The sequence below is a fragment of the Streptomyces sp. NEAU-sy36 genome, assembly GCF_013423905.1.
Taxonomy (GTDB): Bacteria; Actinomycetota; Actinomycetes; order Streptomycetales; family Streptomycetaceae; genus Streptomyces; species Streptomyces misionensis.
In genome coordinates, this window is sequence record NZ_CP058977.1 from 4,321,524 (window position 1) to 4,340,498 (window position 18,975).

Genomic DNA, 18,975 nt, shown 5'->3' on the forward strand with positions numbered 1-18,975 from the left:
CGGTTCACCACAGGCTGACATAGTGCCGGACAACTACCAGAGCCCGAGCCGTAATCCTTGGAGGAGTGGGGCCCATGGGGAAGAAAGCGCTGAGCACCGCACTGCTCACCGCCGCGGTGCTGACCGTCGCGGGGTGCAGCGGAGCCGGAACACCCGATGCGAACGAGACGGCGGTCGCGCCGTTGAACCCGAAGGAGGCCTCGGGGAGCATCACGGTGCTCACCAACCGTACGGACCTCGTGCAGGACGGCACGATGAAGAAGTACGCCGCCGAGTTCAACAGGACCTACCCCAAGGTGAAGGTCAAGTTCGAGGCCGTCACCGACTACGAAGGCGAGGTGAAGATCCGGATGAACACCGCGAACTACGGCGACGTGCTGCTCATCCCCGCGGCGGTAGCCAAGGGCGACTACCCGAAGTTCTTCTCGCCGCTGGGTTCCACGGGCGACATGAAGCGGAAGTACCGCTTCACCGACAAGACCGACGTGAACGGCAAGGTCTACGGCATCGCCACCTTCGGCACCGCCGACGGCTTCGTCTACAACAAGGCACTGTGGAAGAAGGCCGGCGTCACCGACTGGCCGAAGACGCCACAGCAGTTCCTGGACGACCTGAAGGCCGTGAAGGAGCGGACCGGCGCGACTCCTTACTACACGAACTTCAAGGACGGCTGGCCACTGAGCAGCCCGTGGACCAACAGCGTCGGCTCGGCCGGCTGCGACGGCAAGGCGTCGGACGCGCTGGCGGACACCGACAAGCCCTGGACGAAGGGCAGCGACCTGTACACGCTCGACTCCCTGCTCTACGGCATCGTCCACGACAAGCTCTCCGAGAAGGACCCGACCACCACCAACTGGGAGAGTTCCAAGACGCTTCTCGCCAAGGGCGAGATCGGCAGCATGATGCTCGGTTCCTGGGCGATCAACCAGATGCGGGACGCGGCGGTCAAGGCGGGCGAGAATCCCGACGACATCGGTTTCATGCCGATCCCCGTGCAGCACGGCGGCAAGTTCTGTTCCATGCTGGTCTCCGACTACCAGCAGGCCGTGAACATCCACTCCCACAACAAGGCCGCGGCCCGGGCGTGGATCGACTGGTTCACCGAGAAGTCCGGCTACTCCGCCAAGGAGGGCGCGGTCTCCGCGCTGACGGCCCAGCCGCTGCCGTCGACGCTCAAGGGTTATGTTGACAACGATGTCACCATGGTGGAGCGCTCCGAGGCGAAGACCGCGCAGGTGAACGCCATCGACAACGCCGCCGAGATCGGGCTCAACAAGCCGGACTACCGCCAGAAGCTTGTCGACCTGGCCCGGGGTGCCCAGGGCGGAACCCTCCAGGGCTACTTCGACGACCTGAACAAGCGTTGGTCCGACGCCAGGCAGACCGCCGGCTCCTGACCCGGCGCCCGCCATGGCCCGGCCCCGCCACCCGGCGGCCGGGCCCCGGCGAACCAGCGCCCAGCGGACGACGAAAGGCCCTGGCCCGTAATGACCCGAACCGTTTCCACCGCATCGCCGCCGGCACCCGGCTCCGAGGACCGCTCCATCGCGAAGCGCCGTGCGCGCCCCGCGGCCCCCTCCCGCCGATCGTGGCGCGACCAGCCGATGCGCCGCCTCACCCCGTGGCTGTTCCTGCTGCTCCCCCTCGCCCTCCTGGTCACGTTCACGTACGTGCCCGTCGGCAACATGATCTACTACAGCTTCACCGACTGGGACGGCGTCAGTCCCGACCGGGACTTCGTGGGCATGGACAACTACGTCGAGTTGTTCACCCGCCCCGAACTGTTCCGTGTCTTCGCGGTGAGCCTGTACTACCTGGCGGCGTCGGTCGTGCAGATCGCGATCGCCCTGTACTTCGCCACCGTCCTCAGTTTCAACCTGCGCTTCAGGAACCTGTTCAAGGGCATCCTGTTCTTCCCCTACCTGATCAACGGCGTCGCCATCGGCTTCGTCTTCCTCTACTTCTTCCAGGACGGCGGCACACTCGACTCGGTCCTGTCCTGGTTCGGCGTGCACAACAACCACGCCTGGCTGGGGACCCCGGAATCGGCCAACATCTCGCTGGCCAGTGTGTCCGTCTGGCGTTTCACCGGCTTGAACTTCGTGCTCTTCCTCGGCGCCATCCAGTCGATCCCCGGGGAGCTCTACGAGGCCGCGCAGCTCGACGGGGCGAGCCGGTGGCAGCAGTTCCGGCACATCATCGCGCCCAGCATCCGGCCGGTGCTCAGCCTGAGCGTCATCCTCGCGATCTCCGGATCGCTCTCGGTCTTCGAGATCCCCTACATCATGACCGCAGGCGCCACCGGCACCTCCACCTTCGTGATCCAGACAGTGAAGTTCGCCTTCCAGTTCAACAAGACCGGACTGGCCTCCGCCTGCGCCGTGGTGCTGCTGGCGATCATCCTGTTGGTCACCTGGATCCAGCGCCGCCTGGTGCCCGACGAGAGGGTCGACATCGTATGACCACCGCAGTCCCCGCCAGGCCGCGGCGGCGCCGGCGCCCCGGCCTCGCCACGGCACTGACCTACCTGCTCCTGATCGTCGCGTCCCTCATCGTCCTGGTGCCGCTCGCGGTGGTCTTCCTGACCTCCCTCAAGACGTCGAGCGAAGTCGCCGACGGCCAAGGGGCGCTGGCCCTTCCGCACGACTGGCTCAACTTCTCCAACTACGCGACCGCCTTCTCCGACGGCCACATGCTGATGGCCCTCGGGAACACGGCCTTCATCCTGCTGTTCTCGATCACGGGTACGGTCGTCATCGGCTCCATGACGGCGTACGCCATCGACCGCTTCGCGTTCCGCTTCAAGAAGCTCGTCATGGCCCTGTTCCTGATCGCCACCCTGGTGCCTGGTGTGACCACGCAGGTGGCGACCTTCCAGGTGGTCAACAGCTTCGGTCTCTTCGACACCCGCTGGGCGCCGATCCTCCTCTACATGGGCACCGACATCGTGTCGATCTACATCTTCCTGCAGTTCATCCGGGGCATACCGGTCTCGGTCGACGAGGCGGCACGGCTGGACGGGGCCAACGCCTTCACCATCTACCGCAGAATCATCTTTCCGATGCTGAAGCCGGCCATCGCCACCGTCGTCATCATCAAGGGAATCACCACCTACAACGACTTCTACATCCCCTTCCTCTACATGCCCTCGGAGAACCTGGGCACCATCTCCACCGCGCTGTACCGCTTCAAGGGACCGTTCGGGGCGCACTGGGAGACCATCTCGGCCGGGGCCATCCTGGTGATCGTGCCCACCCTGATCGTCTTCCTGTTCCTCCAGCGCTGGATCTACAACGGTTTCGCGCAGGGCGCGAGCAAGTAACGCACGAGGGTGACCAGCGCGGTGCTCCATGTGCCCCCACGCCGCTCGGCAGCGCGGGGGCACGCGCTGTGCATCTGCCCGCCGCAGGCATGGGGCGACCCGCCCTTGCGGCGGTCACAGGCCAGGGCATGGCAGACGGAAACCCTGCCCCCGCGTCCGCTCTCGGCGTCAGGCGTCAGGCGTCGACAGCAGTCCAAGGCAATGGGATCGCCCCGCCTGGCTTATGAGGGCGCAGCGTCGGCCCGGCCGGAGGACGGTCGGCCGGCGGGCCGTCGGCCGTCGCCGGTCACCGGCTGCGCCCAGTACGGCCGTCGTACTCTTCGCGGGCGGTGATGACTTCTTCGATGTGCGTCACGGACCACTCCGTGAGGGCCCTCAGCGGCTCCCGCAGCGTCTGGCCGAGCGCGGTCAGCTCGTACTCCACGCGCGGCGGCACCTCGGGGTAGACGGTCCGGCTGATCAGGCCGTCGCGTTCGAGGGTGCGCAGCGTCTGGGTGAGCATCTTCTCGCTCACGCCCTCCAGCGCCTGCCGGAGCCGGCCGAACCGGGAGGTCCCGTTCCGGCCGAGTTCACCGAGCACGAGCACCGCCCACTTGCTGCCGATCTGGTCGAGCAGGTCCCGCGACGGGCAGCCTCGCTCGTACGGATCGAACGTGGGCCCGGTCACGTTCTCGACGAAGGCCATGCGCCTCACCTCGATGCTATCGGTCAGGTAAGTACCGTACCAGCAAGTGGCTACTCCCCATCGGAGAGTGTCCAGGTCATGCTGAGTTCCATACCGCCGCGGGCGGACCGCGGCAGGCGTGCGAGGCACGCACGGAAGGAAGGAATGACCATCATGCCGATCGTCGTCACCGGAGCCACCGGCCAGTTGGGCAGGCTCACCGTCGAGGCACTGCTGCGGCGCGGGGTCGCGGCCGCGGACATCATCGCGACCGGCCGGGACACCGCCAGGATCAAGGACCTGGCCGACCGAGGCGTCACCGTACGCCGCGCCGACTTCGCGGACACCGACAGCCTGGCCGAGGCATTCGCGGGAGCGGACAAGCTGCTGTTGATCTCGGCTTCGGTCCCCGTGGGCGAGCGGGTCGCCAATCATCGTCGCGTGATCGACGCAGCGGCGTCCGCAGGCGTGTCGCTGGTGGCGTACACGAGCACGACGCACGCGGACACGGCCACCACCGTCATCGGCGCCACGCACGGCGAGACCGAGGAGTACCTGCGGGGCCGTCAAGTCCCCAGCGTGCTGCTGCGCAACGGCTGGTACCTGGAGAACTACACCGGCCAACTGCCGCAAATCCTGCGGAACGGCGCCGTCGCCGGCGCCGCGGGTGAGGGACGGATCAGCGCCGCCTCCCGTGCCGACTACGCCGAGGCCGCGGCGGTCGTCCTCACCTCCGAAGGCCACACCGGCGCCGTGTACGAGCTCGGCGGCGACGAGTCCTTCACCCTGGCCGAACTCGCCGCCGCGATCACCGCCGCGGCCGGAAGGCAGGTCGCCTACGCCGACCTTCCGGTGACCGACTTCGCCCGGGTACTGGCCGCCGCGGGCCTGCCCGCCGAGTTGGCGGAGGTCCTCGCCGACGCCGACCTCGGCATGAGCCGCGGGGAGATGTACACCGACTCCGGCGACTTGCGCCGCCTGATCGGTCGCCCGCCCGTGACCCTGGCCGAGGCGCTCGCGGCCGCCCTGCGCTCCTGAGTTCGCGCTCGCGATGTGGCGGGGTGTCTCAGCTGTGGAGGCACCGCTCAGCCGGTGTGGGCCACCACGGCATCGATGATCTTGGGCCAGAGTGCGCGCGGTCGGTCGCGCGGTCGTAGCTGTCGGCGGGCGCGGCTCGCGAGCCATGAGGAAATCGGTCCGGCAGTTCTCTTGACGCCGCCTTGGCCGCCTGACTTGATGTGGGACTAGCAATTGGGAGCGCTCCCATACCTCTTCGACCCGAGGAGTCCATCCGTGCCCCATACACGCAAGGCCGTGCCCTTCCTCGCCGCGGCGGCCGCGACCGCCGCCCTCGTCGGCCTGTGTGCAACACCAGCCGCCGCGGCGAAGGCGTCCCCCGCCGCCGATCACTCGCTCACCCAGGGCACCAGGTTCTACGTCGAGCCCGCGAGCAAGGCAGCCAAGCAGTCCCTCGCCGACCTCAAGGCGGGCGACAAGACGGACGCCGCGGCGATGGCCGCGATGGCCTCGTACCCGGTGGCCCAGTGGTTCACCGGCACCGCCGACCCCGTGCAGACCACGAACGACATGGCGAAGCTCCAGGCCAAGGCCGCGGTGGAGAAGCGGGTGCCGGTCACCGTGGCGTACAACGTCCCCGGCCGCGACTGCTCGCAGTACTCCGCGGGCGGCGCCGCCACCGGCGAGGAGTACGCCGCCTGGGTCGACGCCCTGGCCAAGGGCATCGCCAACCACAAGACCGTGGTCCTCCTGGAGCCCGACGGGCTGGCCCTCTCCCCCGCGTACTGCGGCGGGACCGCCGATCAGCAGACCGCCCGGCTCGCGGAGATCAACGGCGCGGTGAACCGGCTGGAACAGCAGCCCGGTACGGTCGTCTACCTGGACGCCGGGCACAGCTCCTGGCAGCCCGTCGGCACCATGTCCAAGCTGCTGCTCGACGGCGGGGTGGCCCGGGCGCAGGGTTTCTTCCTCAACGTCTCCAACTACCAGACCAACAGCGATCTGGTCCGCTACGGCACCCAGGTCTCCCAGTGCGTCTGGTACCTGCGGAACACCGCGGGCGCCCAGCCGAGTGACTGTCCCGACCAGTGGGGGCCGGCTGCGGACGCCGACGCGTGGTACGCCTCGCATGTGCCCGCCGACGCCAAGCTGACCCACTTCGTGATCGACAGCAGCCGCAACGGCCAGGGTCCGTGGACGCCGACCGCCTCCTACCCGGACGCCCAGGTGTGGTGCAACCCGCCCGGCCGCGGCCTCGGCGTGCGCCCCACCACCGACACCGGCAATGCGCTGCTGGACGCCTACTTGTGGGTGAAGGTGCCCGGTGAGTCCGACGGCAGTTGCACCCGCGGCACCGCCGGCCCGACCGACCCCGAGTACGGCGTGGTCGACCCGGTCGCCGGTGCCTGGTGGCCCGACCAGGCCCACGCTCTGGCCGCCAACGCCTCCCCGGCGCTGACCTTCAATCGAGACCTGTTGCACCGCTGAACGGGGAGCCGCAACCGAGCCGACGGTCATGCCCCCGCCCGGGGCGTGGCCGTCCGGCGTCACCCCCCAGCGCCGCGCCCAGGCCGCCCGCTGTCCCGGAGGGGGAACGGGTGTCACGTGCTGTGGTCGTGTCCGTCCCGTGGGGCGAAGGCGGCGAGGGCGTCGGCGTCGGTCGCGCGAGCGTGCAGGAAGTAGTCGGCCCACTCGGTGATGTCGGGGTAGGACGAGTCCCGGCTGAGCCGGGTGGCTGCGGCCTGGAGGTCGAAGTGCGTGGTGCGGAGTTCGACGCCCGGGCCCAGGAGCGCCCAGTGCGCTCCGGTTCTTCCGTAGGGCATGCCGACGCTGCCGGGGTTGACCACGAGTCGGCCGTGGGCGAGGCGGACGAACGGCATGTGGGTGTGGCCGCAGACCACGGTGCGGATGTCGGTGCCGAGTCCGTCGAAGACTTCCTGCCAGCGATCGAGAGGGGAGTCGACCAGGACGACCTCCTCGTCGTCGCGGGGGGTGGCATGGCAGAACAGCACCTCTCCCAGGCCGTTCACGGACAGGGAGAGCGACCGTGGCAGCGAGCCGAGCAGGTCGAGATGGTCCTCGCGGAGCTGCCCGGCCGCCCAGGGAGCGATCGGGTCGGGGATCGTCTCGCGTTGACCCCGGCGGTATTCGAGGAGTTCGCGGTCGGCGTTGCCGCTGATCCAGCTGACGCGGTCGCCGAGGCTGGTCAGCAGGTCGAGAACCTGGGCCGGTTGCGGGCCGGCGGTGACGTCTCCGGTGAGCACGATGTGATCGGCGGTGCTGACATCTGGTTCGGCGAGCACTGCCTCCAGGGACGGCAGGACTCCGTGGATGTCGGACAGGACGGCTACTCGGTTCAGCATGGTCACCACTGTGGGGCGAAGACAGCCGAGTGGTGCGGCCTTTCGCGCAGATCCGGTGCGGAGGCCGATCGGGCGGAGTTCACCGGTGCCCGCGGCCCGGCTGGACGAGTTCGACCGCCCGGGAGCCGCGCACGTGGGGCTGGTATCCGGGCGGTCGGCGGCCAGGGGCGACTCCATGTCCGGGAGGGCGGTTTCCACGGCTTCGACGCCGTCTTCCCGAAAGCCCGCATCGCCGCGACGGTCCGCAGCGACCGGCTGGCCGCCGTACGGTGATCGTCATGACAGGTGAGGGTGAGGGTGAGGCACTGCTCGGCGGGATGGCGAACGCGGGAGCGGTCTTCCGCCGGGGCTCGTTGGTCGACCGTCCGGCGCCGCACAACGCGCGCGCTCTGCACGCCTATCTCCTTGCGTTGAGGGAGCACGGCTTCGACGCGGCACCGGCGCCTGTCGGTCCCGCTGCGGACGGCCGTGAGCAGTTGGCCTTCATTCCCGGTGACGTGGCTCTGCCGCCGTTCCCGGACTGGGTGATGACGCGTTCCGCCCTCGAATCGGTGGGGAGTCTGCTGCGGCGCCTGCATGAGACCAGCGCGGCCGTCAGGGTCGACTCCGGTGCCGAGTGGCCGCGGGGCCTGGCCGACCCGGAAGGGGGAACGATGTTGTGCCACAACGACGTGTGCCCGGAGAACGTCGTCTTCCGCGACGGCCGTGCCGCGGCCCTGATCGATTTCGACCTGGCGGCCCCGGGTCGTGCGCTTTGGGACGTCGCCATGACCGCCCGCTACTGGGTGCCCATGCTGGATCCCCAGTCCGCGGCGGCGTTCTACCCCTCCGGACCGGACGCACCCATTCGGCTGCGGATCCTTGCCGACAGCTACGGCCTCTCCCCGCGCGACCGCGCCGATCTGCCCGGCATCGTCGAGCAGGCGACCAAGGTCTGCCGGGACTTCGTCACCCGCCGCGTGGCCGACAGCGACCCCGTCTACCTCCAGGCACTGGCCGAACGCGGTGGATGGGAACGCTGGGACCGCATACAGACCTGGCTCACGGACCACCGCAAGACGTTCACGGCCGCCCTGCTGGACTGACCATCCGGAAGTCGCGTGTCAGGCCGTCCACGCCTCACTGTGTCGATGCCGGTCCAACCCCATTGCCGAGAACTCGTCCTCGCCGACTTCTGCCACTACGCCCAACCGCCGCAGCGCTTGAGATATCGGACTGCCGGCAGGCGGCAGGGGCTGCCCCTCCCCCACGTGGAGCGGCCCCAACACGATGTCGCCCGCGCTCCACACGGCAGCCCGCTGCTCACCCACACCGCCGAAGTACTCGGCTTCCACGTAGGCCATCGGCCCGCGTGCCGACCAGGCGGCGAGGGTCTTCTCGAACCCTCCTGGCAACCACCAGAACCCCAACGCGCTCGCACCGCTGCCGTCTGTGAGGGAATCGAACAGCGCGTCCGCCATCGGCATCAGCGACAGGCCCCGTCCGATCGACGCCAGCCGCGCGCCGGGCAGGTCCCGCGCCGCGTTGCGCAGCACCTCCGCATCGGCGATCACTGCTCGCAGGTCGTAACTCATGCCAAAGCCCCCTCCAGGTAAGCGGGCCCATCCTGCCGCACACTGCGGAGCGGGACCCGCTCGGTGCCCACGCCCAGGACCGTCAGCCCTTGACGAGTTCTCACCGGCGCGCGCCCATGCCCCCGAACCCGGCTGCCTTCGGAGGCCCTCGACCGGCCCCGGGCGGTCAGGTCAGGTCAAGGAAGCTCCATCGGGCGTCCGGCTGGGCACCACTCAGCCACTTGCCGCAGTTCTGGAGCACGACCGGGCCCGACGTTATGTGCTGCGCACCCGTTCCGAGGTCGCGCAGGAAGCGGTCGATCGGGCCGCGGCGGATCGCCGCCGAACCGGCCCACCGGTGGACGGTGCGGCCCACGTCGTACACGGTCGTGGTCGTGTGGTTCAAGGCGAGACGGATCAGAGTGTCCTGCTCCGTGCTCGGCAACCGTCCCTGGTCCAGGGACTGTTCGACGTCCTGCCAGACGTCGTTCACCCACGCCCGGGCTGCCCGGAGTCCGGCCTCCGCCGTCGCGTACTCGGCGTGGAACTGGGAGGTGTCCACGGCGGCGCCCCGCGAACCGGTCCGCGCCGCGGCAACCCGTTTCAGCTCGGCCAGGAGACGCCGTCCGACACCGAGGGCCCAGCCCGTGTGCCCGATCGCCGACATGTTGACCAGGCCGAGGCGGTAGACGGCGCCGCCGTTGACCGGGGTGTCCGTGGTCGCGACGTAGGTGTACTCGTGTGGTACGTACACATCGGTGCAGTGGTAGTCGATGCTGTGTGTCGCACGCAGCCCTAGCACGTCCCAGTTGCCGTCCAGGGTCACCTGTGACTTCGGCATCGCCAGCACCCGTAGCTCACCGGTGCCCTCGACCTGGATCGCGCTGTGGATGTGGGTGGCGTGCGCCATCCCGGAGGCGAACTGCCACTGGCCGCTCACCCGGTAGCCGCCCTGCACCGGGACAGCCCGGCCGGGGCGTGTGCCATGGCCGGAGAGCAGCGCGTACTTTCCGTTCGGCACGTCGGGGAACAGCTGTGCCGACGCGTCCGCGGAGAGGTACGCCGCCGTGGTCCCGGTCATCATCTGCAGCGCGAACATGGTCCACCCGGCCGCCGCGTCGTGGTAGCTCGTCCGCTCCACCGTCTCGATCAGCTGCCGCGGCGCGAACTCGTATCCGCCAAGACTCAGCGGAAGTTCGGCCCGTACGATCCCCGTGTCCAGCAGCGCCCGTGCCGTGTCCTCGGGCAGCCTGCCCAACTCCTCAGCGGCGGCGGCCCGTTCATCGAGTAACCCGCCGAGTTCTTCGATCTTCTCCAGCACGCCCGCCAGTTCCCCGCTGACGTGCAGCCGCCCCCTGTCCCCCATGGCTTTCCCCTCCCTGTGGCCTTGTTCCCCGATCGTCTCATGCACCCGGCGCCCCAGCCCGGAGACTCCAACCATAGGAAACAGAACGGCCGTTGAGGCAACGTCGCCGACTCCGGCGCCCACGAGTGCGTCCCGAGCGAAGCGCCGGTCCGCTTGCCCAAGATGGTCCCGCCACGACGGCGCCCCCGGCACCGGCCGGGGCGCCGTCGTGGGGAAAGCCCTCTGACGAAGAGCGTAGAGGCGCACCGTGAGCGGGTGGCAGCCGCGTTGGGATCCCAGGCTCAGATGATTTCCAGCACCGTCGCCGCGAAGTTGAATCCGATCCCCGCACCCACCAGCATCACCAGGTCCCCGGAGGCGAGCTTCCCGTTCTCCCGCAGGTAGGCCAGCCCCGCCGCCTGGTCGCCCGCGCCCAGGTGGCCGACGGTGCGCCCGTAGCTCCAGAGTGACTGCTCCTCGGTGTACCCCAGGATCTCGTAGTTCTCGGTGAGCCCGCCGCCGCGGTGGAGGAACGGAACCACCGCGTGGCGTATGTCCCTGGGGCCGACCCCGGCCTCGGTCAGCGCTTGGTCGTGGCAGGCGAACAGTCCCTTCTCGTACTGCCCCCACGCGGCCGGAGCCTCGGGCAGGGTGAAGAACTGCTGCGTGCGCTCCGGCACCGGAACCGGCTGCCGCATCCCGGGGGCCGGCGCGAAGTCCGTGGTGCCACGGGTGACCCGCTCCAGCGAGTTGTCCGCTCCGACGGCGAAGGAGACGACCCGGGCGAAGCCGCTCTCGGTCGACAGGACCACGGCCGTGCCGGCGTCCCCGAAGATGATGTTGTCCAGGGTGTTCCACCGGTCGATGCCCGGCGAGGCGTAGCGGTCGCCGGTGGTGACGAGCGCCGCATGGGTGAAGCCGCTGCGCAGGTAGGCCGAGGCGAGCCGCATCGCGCCGAGCCCGCCCAGTGACTGCTGCTGGACGTCCAGGGCGAAAGGATGCGCGCCCACCGACTCGTTGGCGACGTAGGCCGCCGAGGGCCACAGGTCCAGGCCCTGGAACCAGTGGCTGGCGTGCAGCACCAGGCCGATCTCGGAGGGGTCCAGCTCGGACTTCGTGATCGCCGCCCTTGCCGCCTCAGCCGCCATTTCCGGGCCGGCCTCACTGTTCGAGACCGCGATGCGCTCGAAGCCGAGTTCCTGGTGCGTGGGCGGCACCAGGCCCTCGGCGACGGCCTCGCTCACGGACACGGTCTCGGCCAGGGACACAATTGCGGCCGCAACAAAGATATCGGGCTCGTTCTTCATGATGATCTCCAACCACGGAGGTTGATGGGAGCGGAAGCCGCTTCGCGAATTAAGGTCCGACCCGTCCTGGGAGCAGTGGATGTTCAAGCCGCAGACGAGGCCGATATACCGGCAGCTGGGCTGGCTCTCGGGTACGGACAACACGGGCATGCTGCTGAACGGCACTGATATGCCACTGACTCGCGGCTGATATCCGATTTGTTGGGCGTTCAGGCGCGCAGAAGACGGCGAGCGCGTCGAACCGTGCTCGGGCGCTCCCGCCGACCGGCACCGGCCCGGGCTTCGAGATGTCAGTGCCGTGTCAGGGGCCCGTGTCACTCTCTTTCACGTGAACGGCCCCGGAAAACAAAAAAAGGGGGGTCGGGAACGAGGAGAGGTGCCCGGAGTGGTTGATCGGGGACCGGCGAGCACGCCTCGAGGTCGGACCCTTCAAGGGTCCACGCAGGTTCGAATCCTGCCCTCTCCGCATCTTGTGGCGCGCCGCTCACCGGGGAAGTCCCGGCGAGCGGCGTGCCGTTGCGGACGGCGAGATCGACCTGTACAACGCCGGCTCCACCGCTGTCGACGTCGACATCGATCTCCTCGGCGACTACACCTCCAACAGCGTGGGATGACCGCGCCACAGGCCGTCAAGTCCACCAGCGGATGCCCCCGGAGAACTCCGGGGGCATCCGGCATCCCAAGCCCGCTGGGCCGAGGTCGTCGACCTCGGATCGGACGGGGGCGGGCGGCGCGTTGCCGTCTGCCGCGTCACATGCCGGGTTCACGGTGGCGGAGTCGGCTCGGTCTTCGCCTGCCGGGACTTCGCCGTGCCGGGGCTCATGCGCGTTCCTCCTCCCGCACCGGGCGCAGTCCCGGCCGCGTGCCGTGGGAGCGGGCGTCCGTGTACGACGCCCTGAAGCAACCCTCGTAGCCGAAGAGCGGCCCGAACCGGCGGTTCACCACGCTCACCCGGATCCGGAAGCGCCCGGTGGCGTCGTCGAAGGACTCGCGTACCTCGGCCGTGGCGCCGAGGAGTTCCGGTACGCGCACGTCCACCGGGCCCTCCCGGAAGCGGTGCTCGCCGGAGCGGATGAGCAGCGAGCCGTCCGGCTCGGCCGCGAAGTGCAGTTCGCTGGCGAGGTGCTGGTGGGTGCCGAGGTAGTCGAGTATCCGGTCGCCCTTCGGGCTGAGCACCATCTGGGCGTCGAAGCGACGCGGGCGGCCGGGCAGGTCGAAGGTGCGCACGAAGCTCACCGTCTCACGGCCGAAGGTGTCGGTGTACGGGACGTTCTCGATCACGAAGGGGATGTCGCGGCCGGCCCGCGGGACGAGGATGTTGCGGGTGGCGCCGAGGGCGAGGAACGGCTTCACGTACGCCGGGCCGTGCCAGATCCGGTGCATGACGCCCCGTCCGGTGCAGGCCACCCCGCTCGCCAGGCCCACCGAGAAGCGGCGCCGCAGTTCGGGGTGGAGGCGGTCGAAGTCGTCGCCGAGCACGGTACGGAACATCGAGGCGGGCGCGGTCATCCGTGCTTCTCCAGGGTGCGCAGGACACGGGGGGTTCGGGTCCTGGCCGCGGGAGCGCGCAGGCACCTGCGGGCGGCGGGGGTGCGGGCGAGGGGCGCCTTGAAGAGGGCGAGCGGTACCAGGACCGCCGACAGGACCAGGCCGAGATGGTCCGCGTCGGCCGCGAACGGCTCGAAGACTTTGACGGCGGGGTCCGGCCACGGGCCGGTCAGGCACCCGGCGAGCAGCAGTGCCCGGACCGCCAGCTCGGCCAGCCAGTTGGCCCGGGCCCGCTCGGGGGTGATGCCGCGCTCCAGCCACAGCCGCAGCCGGTCGAAGGACCAGGCGGTCGCCCAGCCCATCAGGGGGCGGAACACGAGCCGGTCGGTGAGCGCGCCGAGGACGCCCCAGCGGGGCCGGTAGTCGTAGCCGGTGAGGAAGCGCACGCCGTGCGCGTCGGGCACGTAGCGCCAGTAGCCGCTTCCTCGGGCGAGCAGGGAGAGAGGGTGCGGGGAGGCGAAGCGCAGGGCGGAGGTGCGGGTGCCGTCGGGGCGCTCGCGCTCGCCGGCGGCGATCCCGGTGCCGGACACCGTCAGGAAGGGCAGAACGCGCACGGCGTAACGGAAGCGCTGCGGCTCGCCCTCCGCGCGCGGGAGGTAGTCGATCTCCGAGAACCGCAGGTCCCACCGCCGGTGCTGGCCGGGGTCCTGGGTTCGCTCCCAGAGTTCGTCCAGGTCGGCACGGATATGTGCCTCTACGTAGAGACCCATGGTGTTCCCCCACATCCCCTTGATGTTTGAGCGATCGCTCAAATCGACTGGAAGGGAAGGTACACCTGTTTGAGCGATCGCTCAAAGCCGGGGAGCCGGAAAGCTCCACTCCGGAGAGCGGTGGGACTCGGGGTGGGGCGCGGAACGGGCGGGGTCGCGGCGGTACGGGTACAACGGGGAAACGGGTCCGCGCAGCTGCCTGGCGAGCACAAGCCCCGGACCAGCTGGGGCGACGTCACTCGTGCGGAACGTGACCCGGGGCCTCGGCGTCGGTTGACCAGGGAGCCCAGGTCCCGGGGCATGCAGGCCCCCTGCGCGGGATCTGCCGGGCGCCGGCACGGAGAGGAACACGGCATGGACACAGCTCAGGGGTTCTTCAGCCGGCGGCGCTTCCTGGAGGCGTCCGCCGCGGGCGCCGCCGCGGCTTCCCCGCTGCGGGCGCGCACCGCCGCGGCCGGGCGCGTGCTGACGTACCGCGAGATGACCGGTGGATCGGTCACCGCGCGGCCCGGTGGGAAGTCCCTGATCGCCGAGGTGCAGGGCGTTCTGTGGCGGATCCCGCGCACGGGCGGTGACGCGGTGCGGCTGACCGGCTGGGAGCTGGAGGCGACCCGGCCCGCGCTCTCCCCGGACGGCCGGACCGTGGCCGTGTGCGGATACCGCGGCGGCGGCTTCCGCTTGTGGACCCTGCGGCCGGACGGCGGCGGGCTGCGCGCGCTCACCGACGGCCCCTGGGACGACCGGGGCGCGGCCTGGTCGCCGGACGGCACGCGGCTGGCGTTCTCCTCCGAGCGCGGCACGGATCCGGTGGCCGGCGGAGCCTTCGGCCTGTGGACACTGGACCTGAGCAGCGGCCGGACGACCCGGCTGACCGGCGGGGCCCACGAGGACTACGACCCGGCGTGGTTCCCGGACGGGCGATCCTTGGTCTGCGTGCGCGCCGCCCACACCGCGGACGGCGGCAACGACGGCGGCCTGTCCCTGGTGCGCGTCCCGGCGGCGGGCGGACCGGCGCGGGTGCTGCGCACGGTCACCGAGGGGCGGCTGCTGTGCCCGGCCGTCTCCCCCGGCGGCCGGATCGCCTATGTCCGGCTGACGGGCACGAGCGGCTCGCCGTCGCTGCCCGCCGCCACGGCGACGCTGATGGTGGACGACCGGGTGATCGCGGCGGGCGAGGACCTGGCGGCGGCCCCGCCTTGCTGGCTGGCCGAGGACCGGCTGCTGTACGTGGCGGACGGCCGCATCCGCATTCGCCGCGTCGACGCCCGGGGCGCCGCGGGCGTCGAGGAGATCCCCTTCACCGCGCGGATGCCCGTGCCCAGGCCGCCGCGCCGGGCCGCGCGGCGAATCCCCGACCCGGCCGTTCCCGTTCCCGTGCGCGGCCTCCACCGGCCGGCACTGGCACCGGACGGCCGCAGCGCGGCGTTCGTCGCCCTGAACGCCCTGTGGCTGGTGCCCGTCGCCGGCACGGGCCAGGCGGGCGTCCCGCGCCGGCTGGTGCGGGCCGCCGACGTGCACTACCTGCAGATGCCGGCCTGGGCACCGGACGGCCGCAGCCTGCTGTACTGCACCGATCGCGACGGCCTGAGTGCCGTACGCCGGCTGCGTCTGGCCGACTCGCGCGACGAACAGGTCACCGGCGGCGGGCGGTTGTACCCGGCGCTGTCTCCTGACGGCTCGCTGCTGGCATGCCAGGACGTCACCGGGAACACGCTGGTACGCGACCTGGCCACGGGCGAGGAGCGGGTAGCGGCTCGCCCGCTGGCGGCCGACGGACCACCCGGCGCGCCCACCTGGTCGTCGGACGGCCGCCACCTGGCATTCTGCGACCGCAACCGGCTCAACCACCGTTTCCGCGAGGGCTACAACCTCATCCGGATCGTGGACGTGCGCACCGGCGCCGAGCGACGCCGGCTGCCCGCCGATCACCAGTCGCTGTCGGACCGGGTCGCGGCCGGGCCCGTGTGGTCGCCCGACGGCCGTTGGATGGTGTTCGTCGCCGAGTCCGTGCTGTGGCTGCTGCCCGTCGCCGCCGACGGCACGCCCACGGGCCCGGCCCGGCGGCTCACCGACGAACCTGCCGACCACCCGAGCTGGGCCGGCGACTCCCGCACCCTCCTCTATCTCTCCAGCGGCAGGCTGCGGCTGCTCTCCCTGGACGCCGCGCATTCCCCGGGCCGCCTGCGCACGCTCCCGATCAGGCTGACCGGTCGGCGGGCGCCTGGCACGCCGGAGCCGCTGCGCGTCCACGCCGGTCAACTGTGGGACGCCACCGGCAGCCCGCCGCGCCAGGACATGGACGTGCTGATCCGCGACGGCCGGATCACCGGCGTCGAGCCGCACCGTGCCCGCCGGCCGGGCCACCGCACCTTGGACGCCTCCGAACGGACGGTGCTGCCCGGCCTGTTCGACAGCCACACCCACCCCTACACCGCCACTTACGGCGCCCGGCAGAACCTGACCTTCCTCGCCTACGGCGTCACGACCACCGCCTGCATGGGCGGTCCGCTGTACGAGACGGTCCGGCTGCGCGAGTCGGCCGCCACCGGGCACGTGCTCGGCCCGCGATCGCTGGCGTGCGCGGAACTGATCGACGGCGCCCGTACCGCGTACGGCATGGGACGCGCGCACCGCACCGAGGCGGGCGTTCGGGCCACGCTGCGGCGGGCCGCCGCACTGGACGTCGACTTCGTCAAGACCTACGTCCGAGCGCCGGGCAGGACCATGTCACTGGCCGCGCAGGCCGCGCACCGGCTGGGCGTGCCGTGCGGCAGTCACCTGTGCTTCCCCGGCAGGTCCGCGGGCCAGGACCTGACCACGCATCTGCAGGCCACCCAGCGGCTGCCGTACGGCCACGCCACCACGCCGGTCGGGCGCGTCCACCAGGACCTGGTGGAGCAATACGCCGATGGGTCCTTCGCGTTGATCGCCACGCCGTTCACGGCACAGTGCCTGCTGAGCGCGGACCGGGCACTCGCCGACGACCCGCGGGTGAGCGCCCTGATGCCGCCCTGGGACGTCGCCGCGGTCCGCGACCGCGCCTCGACCGCGCCCAGTCGGCAGCAACTGGACGCCCTGGCGACGGAGATGGCCGACTACCGGCGACTTGCCGCACACGGTGCCGTGATCGCCCTGGGCACGGACTCGCCATTGGTGCCCGTGGGTCTCTCCCTCCATCTGGCGCTGCGCGCCCTGCACGGGCACGGTTTCACCGCCGCCGAGGCCCTGCATACCGCCACCACCGTTCCGGCCCGCCTCTTCGGCCTCGACCGGGACCTCGGCACGGTGGAGGCCGGCAAGCTCGCGGATCTGACGGTGGTCGACGGCGACCCCTTCCAGGACTTCGGCACCCTCGTGCACACGTCCGTGGTGCTGCGCGACGGCGTCCCCCACCACTGGCAAGACCTGACGGACCTCGGTTCGGCGGACGCTCCCCCGCCTCCCCACACCACCTGGCTCGATGTCGCCCGCTCCTTCGAGCGCTCCTCCTGCTGCCGCTTGGGCGGGGCGTCGTAGTGCTGATACCGGGTCCGCCAGCGGGCCGTTGGCGGGACAGCACACCGGCCTTCGCGACGTGACCGGTTCTCGAAGTGCTCACGCCGGTCGGGGCCGGTCGTCTGCGGAGTGAATCGTCATGCGCCCTTGGCGGTGAGCCGGCCGATGGCCCGGATGACCTGGCGCCGGGTGGCCAGGCGTCGGGCGAGGAGGACCATCACCCGGTTCATGCGGCCTGCGATGACGCTGGGCGGCGGGTTCCTGCGGTCCAGGGCGGCCAGCGCGGTGCGGACGACGTCGCCGGGTGAGGCGAGCCTGGTCCCTCCGGCGGCCTGTGGGGTGCCCACGACGTCGAAGAACTCGGTCCGGGTCGCGCCGGGGGACAGGGCCAGCACCCGCAGACCGGTGCCGCGTGACTCCTCCCAAAGCGCCTCGGTGAGGCTGAGCACGAACGCCTTGGTCGCCCCGTAGAGCGCCATGCGCGGGTTGGGCTGGTAGGCGGCCATGCTCGCCACGTTGACCAGTACCCCGCGGCCCGCGGTACGCAGTCGGCCGATAAAGGCACGGCTGATGTCGGCGACCGCGGTCACATCGACCGCGATCTCCCGGCGCAGCCGGTCCGGGTCCGCCTGGTGGAAGGGGCCGAAGGTGGCGAACCCGGCGTTGTTGATCAGGCTCGTGACGTGCAGGCCGAGCTGGTCCATCTGCGCGGCCAGCGCCTGCCCGGGGTTTTCCGTGGCCAGGTCCATCTCCACCACGTGCGCCTGGATCCGATGCTGTTCGCGCAGCTCGGTGGCCAGCTTCTCCAGGCGGTCCCCGCGACGGGCGACCAGCACCAGGTCGGAGCCGCGCGCGGCGAGCCGGCGGGCGAACTCGGCGCCGAGGCCCGCGCTGGCCCCGGTGATGAGGGTGGTCTGTCCGTGGTAGTCGACGGCCGCCATGGTCATCCTTCTTTCAGTCGATGCCTTCCTGTCAGTTAATGCCAGGTAGGCGGTCGCTGTCCAGAGGGGTATCCTGACGTCCATGACGACCTTGTGGGAGCGTTCGCGACAGGTCGCCGTCCAGGCGATCCTGGATACGGCGGTACGCCTGTTCGCCGAGCAGGGCTACGAGAAGACGACGATCGCGCAGATCGCGCGGGAGGCGGGGATCTCGCAGCGCTCCCTCTTCCGCTACTTCGGGACCAAGGAGGACCTGGTCTGCGGCGACCAGGAGGCGCTGGGCGAGCTGCTGAAACGGACCGTCGAGCAGCAACCGGCCGAGATGTCCGCCTGGGATGCCCTGCGCGCCGGATTCGAGGTCATTCTGACCGCCAACCACCCCCCTGAGCGTGCGCTGGAGCTGTCCCGCCTCATCTTCGACACACCCTCGCTGCGTGCCCGCTACATCGAGAAGCGACTGCGCTGGCAGGCCGAACTCGTCCCCGTCGTCCGGGCGCGCCTGGGCAACGGCCCCGGCCGACCGGCCCCCGACACACAGGCCAAGGCGATCGTCGCGACGGTCTTCGCCTGTATCGACACGGCAACCGAACTCTGGGCCGGACACGACGGACGGATCGACCTGGCAGACCTCTACGACCAGTGCCTCGCGGCGGTGCGGGAGCACGGCTGAGGTTGCTCCCCGGTACACCTTCGCGCAGAACACGACGTCA

At 70.5% G+C, this 18,975-nt stretch carries 17 protein-coding genes and 1 pseudogene; 10 read left to right on the forward strand and 8 right to left on the reverse strand.

Translation table 11 applies throughout. The features are described from left to right. Positions 1 to 74: 74 nt before the first annotated feature. The 3 genes from HZZ00_RS19660 (at position 75) to HZZ00_RS19670 (ending at position 3,322) form a co-directional block, all read left to right on the forward strand. Positions 75 to 1,397, forward strand: coding sequence for an ABC transporter substrate-binding protein (locus HZZ00_RS19660; RefSeq protein ID WP_180327660.1), 1,323 nt, complete (start codon positions 75 to 77; stop codon positions 1,395 to 1,397). 90 nt (positions 1,398 to 1,487) lie between these two features. Beyond that, the gene (locus tag HZZ00_RS19665; protein WP_180327661.1) at positions 1,488 to 2,462 is read left to right on the forward strand and encodes a carbohydrate ABC transporter permease; all 975 of its coding nucleotides are present in this window, start codon (positions 1,488 to 1,490) and stop codon (positions 2,460 to 2,462) included. Continuing rightward, positions 2,459 to 3,322 (forward strand): carbohydrate ABC transporter permease, encoded by an 864-nt coding sequence (locus HZZ00_RS19670; RefSeq protein WP_180327662.1) that lies wholly within the window; start codon positions 2,459 to 2,461, stop codon positions 3,320 to 3,322. The genes HZZ00_RS19665 and HZZ00_RS19670 overlap by 4 nt, the downstream gene beginning before the upstream one ends. A gap of 286 nt (positions 3,323 to 3,608) precedes the next feature. On the opposite strand, the gene HZZ00_RS19675 is transcribed toward HZZ00_RS19670, so the two are convergent. Continuing rightward, positions 3,609 to 4,007 (reverse strand): helix-turn-helix domain-containing protein, encoded by a 399-nt coding sequence (locus tag HZZ00_RS19675; protein WP_180327663.1) that lies wholly within the window; start codon positions 4,005 to 4,007, stop codon positions 3,609 to 3,611. 144 nt (positions 4,008 to 4,151) lie between these two features. Here HZZ00_RS19675 and HZZ00_RS19680 point away from each other — a divergent pair, with 144 nt between their 5' ends. Both HZZ00_RS19680 and HZZ00_RS19685 read left to right on the forward strand, forming a co-directional pair. Beyond that, entirely contained in the window at positions 4,152 to 5,024 is an 873-nt protein-coding gene (locus HZZ00_RS19680) for an SDR family oxidoreductase (protein ID WP_219013906.1), read from the forward strand. Positions 5,025 to 5,279: 255 nt separating this feature from the next. Then, on the forward strand, positions 5,280 to 6,491 hold the full coding sequence (locus HZZ00_RS19685; RefSeq protein WP_180327664.1) for a glycoside hydrolase family 6 protein: 1,212 nt from the start codon (positions 5,280 to 5,282) through the stop codon (positions 6,489 to 6,491). A 113-nt stretch (positions 6,492 to 6,604) separates the two neighbouring features. On the opposite strand, the gene HZZ00_RS19690 is transcribed toward HZZ00_RS19685, so the two are convergent. Further along, positions 6,605 to 7,366, reverse strand: coding sequence for a metallophosphoesterase (locus HZZ00_RS19690; protein ID WP_180327665.1), 762 nt, complete (start codon positions 7,364 to 7,366; stop codon positions 6,605 to 6,607). 278 nt (positions 7,367 to 7,644) lie between these two features. Here HZZ00_RS19690 and HZZ00_RS19695 point away from each other — a divergent pair, with 278 nt between their 5' ends. Beyond that, positions 7,645 to 8,451 carry a phosphotransferase gene (locus HZZ00_RS19695; protein WP_180327666.1) on the forward strand — a complete coding sequence of 269 codons (807 nt, stop codon included), beginning with the start codon at positions 7,645 to 7,647 and terminating at the stop codon, positions 8,449 to 8,451. A gap of 18 nt (positions 8,452 to 8,469) precedes the next feature. On the opposite strand, the gene HZZ00_RS19700 is transcribed toward HZZ00_RS19695, so the two are convergent. The 3 genes from HZZ00_RS19700 to HZZ00_RS19710 all read right to left on the reverse strand — a co-directional run bounded on the left by HZZ00_RS19700 (position 8,470) and on the right by HZZ00_RS19710 (position 11,508). Next, positions 8,470 to 8,940, reverse strand: coding sequence for a hypothetical protein (locus HZZ00_RS19700; protein WP_180327667.1), 471 nt, complete (start codon positions 8,938 to 8,940; stop codon positions 8,470 to 8,472). Positions 8,941 to 9,106: 166 nt separating this feature from the next. Beyond that, on the reverse strand, positions 9,107 to 10,285 hold the full coding sequence (locus tag HZZ00_RS19705) for an acyl-CoA dehydrogenase (protein ID WP_180327668.1): 1,179 nt from the start codon (positions 10,283 to 10,285) through the stop codon (positions 9,107 to 9,109). A 281-nt stretch (positions 10,286 to 10,566) separates the two neighbouring features. Next, complete coding sequence (locus HZZ00_RS19710) at positions 10,567 to 11,508, reverse strand: ketoacyl-ACP synthase III family protein (RefSeq protein ID WP_257584890.1); 942 nt, start codon at positions 11,506 to 11,508, stop codon at positions 10,567 to 10,569. A 433-nt stretch (positions 11,509 to 11,941) separates the two neighbouring features. On the opposite strand from HZZ00_RS19710, the pseudogene HZZ00_RS19715 reads away from it, so the two are divergent. Both HZZ00_RS19715 and HZZ00_RS19720 read left to right on the forward strand, forming a co-directional pair. After that, a pseudogene (locus tag HZZ00_RS19715) lies at positions 11,942 to 12,037 on the forward strand. 4 nt (positions 12,038 to 12,041) lie between these two features. Further along, positions 12,042 to 12,185 carry a hypothetical protein gene (locus tag HZZ00_RS19720; protein WP_180327669.1) on the forward strand — a complete coding sequence of 48 codons (144 nt, stop codon included), beginning with the start codon at positions 12,042 to 12,044 and terminating at the stop codon, positions 12,183 to 12,185. 205 nt (positions 12,186 to 12,390) lie between these two features. Here the strand turns inward: HZZ00_RS19720 and HZZ00_RS19725 are convergent, their stop codons facing one another. Together HZZ00_RS19725 and HZZ00_RS19730 are read right to left on the reverse strand one after the other, a co-directional pair. Continuing rightward, the gene (locus HZZ00_RS19725) at positions 12,391 to 13,080 is read right to left on the reverse strand and encodes a DUF4166 domain-containing protein (RefSeq protein ID WP_180327670.1); all 690 of its coding nucleotides are present in this window, start codon (positions 13,078 to 13,080) and stop codon (positions 12,391 to 12,393) included. Then, positions 13,077 to 13,829 (reverse strand): hypothetical protein, encoded by a 753-nt coding sequence (locus tag HZZ00_RS19730; RefSeq protein WP_180327671.1) that lies wholly within the window; start codon positions 13,827 to 13,829, stop codon positions 13,077 to 13,079. Before HZZ00_RS19730 ends, HZZ00_RS19725 begins: the two co-directional genes overlap by 4 nt. Before the next feature lie 354 nt (positions 13,830 to 14,183). On the opposite strand from HZZ00_RS19730, the gene HZZ00_RS19735 reads away from it, so the two are divergent. Beyond that, positions 14,184 to 17,345 (forward strand): amidohydrolase family protein, encoded by a 3,162-nt coding sequence (locus HZZ00_RS19735; RefSeq protein ID WP_180327672.1) that lies wholly within the window; start codon positions 14,184 to 14,186, stop codon positions 17,343 to 17,345. Between the two features lie 116 nt (positions 17,346 to 17,461). On the opposite strand, the gene HZZ00_RS19740 is transcribed toward HZZ00_RS19735, so the two are convergent. Beyond that, a complete protein-coding gene (locus HZZ00_RS19740) occupies positions 17,462 to 18,265 on the reverse strand; it encodes an SDR family oxidoreductase (RefSeq protein ID WP_180327673.1) in 804 nt (267 codons plus the stop codon). An 82-nt stretch (positions 18,266 to 18,347) separates the two neighbouring features. Between HZZ00_RS19740 and HZZ00_RS19745 the strand changes: the two genes are divergently transcribed. Next, entirely contained in the window at positions 18,348 to 18,935 is a 588-nt protein-coding gene (locus tag HZZ00_RS19745) for a TetR/AcrR family transcriptional regulator (protein ID WP_180327674.1), read from the forward strand. Positions 18,936 to 18,975: the final 40 nt, after the last annotated feature.

Excerpts from the sequence above, each read along its gene's own strand:
- HZZ00_RS19660 (WP_180327660.1), top strand. The coding sequence starts at position 75 with ATGGGGAAGAAAGCGCTGAGCACCGCACTGCTCACCGCCGCGGTGCTG.
- HZZ00_RS19665 (WP_180327661.1), top strand. The coding sequence starts at position 1,488 with ATGACCCGAACCGTTTCCACCGCATCGCCGCCGGCACCCGGCTCCGAG.
- HZZ00_RS19670 (WP_180327662.1), top strand. The coding sequence starts at position 2,459 with ATGACCACCGCAGTCCCCGCCAGGCCGCGGCGGCGCCGGCGCCCCGGC.
- HZZ00_RS19675 (WP_180327663.1), bottom strand. The coding sequence starts at position 4,007 with ATGGCCTTCGTCGAGAACGTGACCGGGCCCACGTTCGATCCGTACGAG.
- HZZ00_RS19680 (WP_219013906.1), top strand. The coding sequence starts at position 4,152 with ATGACCATCATGCCGATCGTCGTCACCGGAGCCACCGGCCAGTTGGGC.
- HZZ00_RS19690 (WP_180327665.1), bottom strand. The coding sequence starts at position 7,366 with ATGCTGAACCGAGTAGCCGTCCTGTCCGACATCCACGGAGTCCTGCCG.
- HZZ00_RS19695 (WP_180327666.1), top strand. The coding sequence starts at position 7,645 with ATGACAGGTGAGGGTGAGGGTGAGGCACTGCTCGGCGGGATGGCGAAC.
- HZZ00_RS19700 (WP_180327667.1), bottom strand. The coding sequence starts at position 8,940 with ATGAGTTACGACCTGCGAGCAGTGATCGCCGATGCGGAGGTGCTGCGC.
- HZZ00_RS19705 (WP_180327668.1), bottom strand. The coding sequence starts at position 10,285 with ATGGGGGACAGGGGGCGGCTGCACGTCAGCGGGGAACTGGCGGGCGTG.
- HZZ00_RS19725 (WP_180327670.1), bottom strand. The coding sequence starts at position 13,080 with ATGACCGCGCCCGCCTCGATGTTCCGTACCGTGCTCGGCGACGACTTC.
- HZZ00_RS19730 (WP_180327671.1), bottom strand. The coding sequence starts at position 13,829 with ATGGGTCTCTACGTAGAGGCACATATCCGTGCCGACCTGGACGAACTC.
- HZZ00_RS19735 (WP_180327672.1), top strand. The coding sequence starts at position 14,184 with ATGGACACAGCTCAGGGGTTCTTCAGCCGGCGGCGCTTCCTGGAGGCG.
- HZZ00_RS19740 (WP_180327673.1), bottom strand. The coding sequence starts at position 18,265 with ATGGCGGCCGTCGACTACCACGGACAGACCACCCTCATCACCGGGGCC.
- HZZ00_RS19745 (WP_180327674.1), top strand. The coding sequence starts at position 18,348 with ATGACGACCTTGTGGGAGCGTTCGCGACAGGTCGCCGTCCAGGCGATC.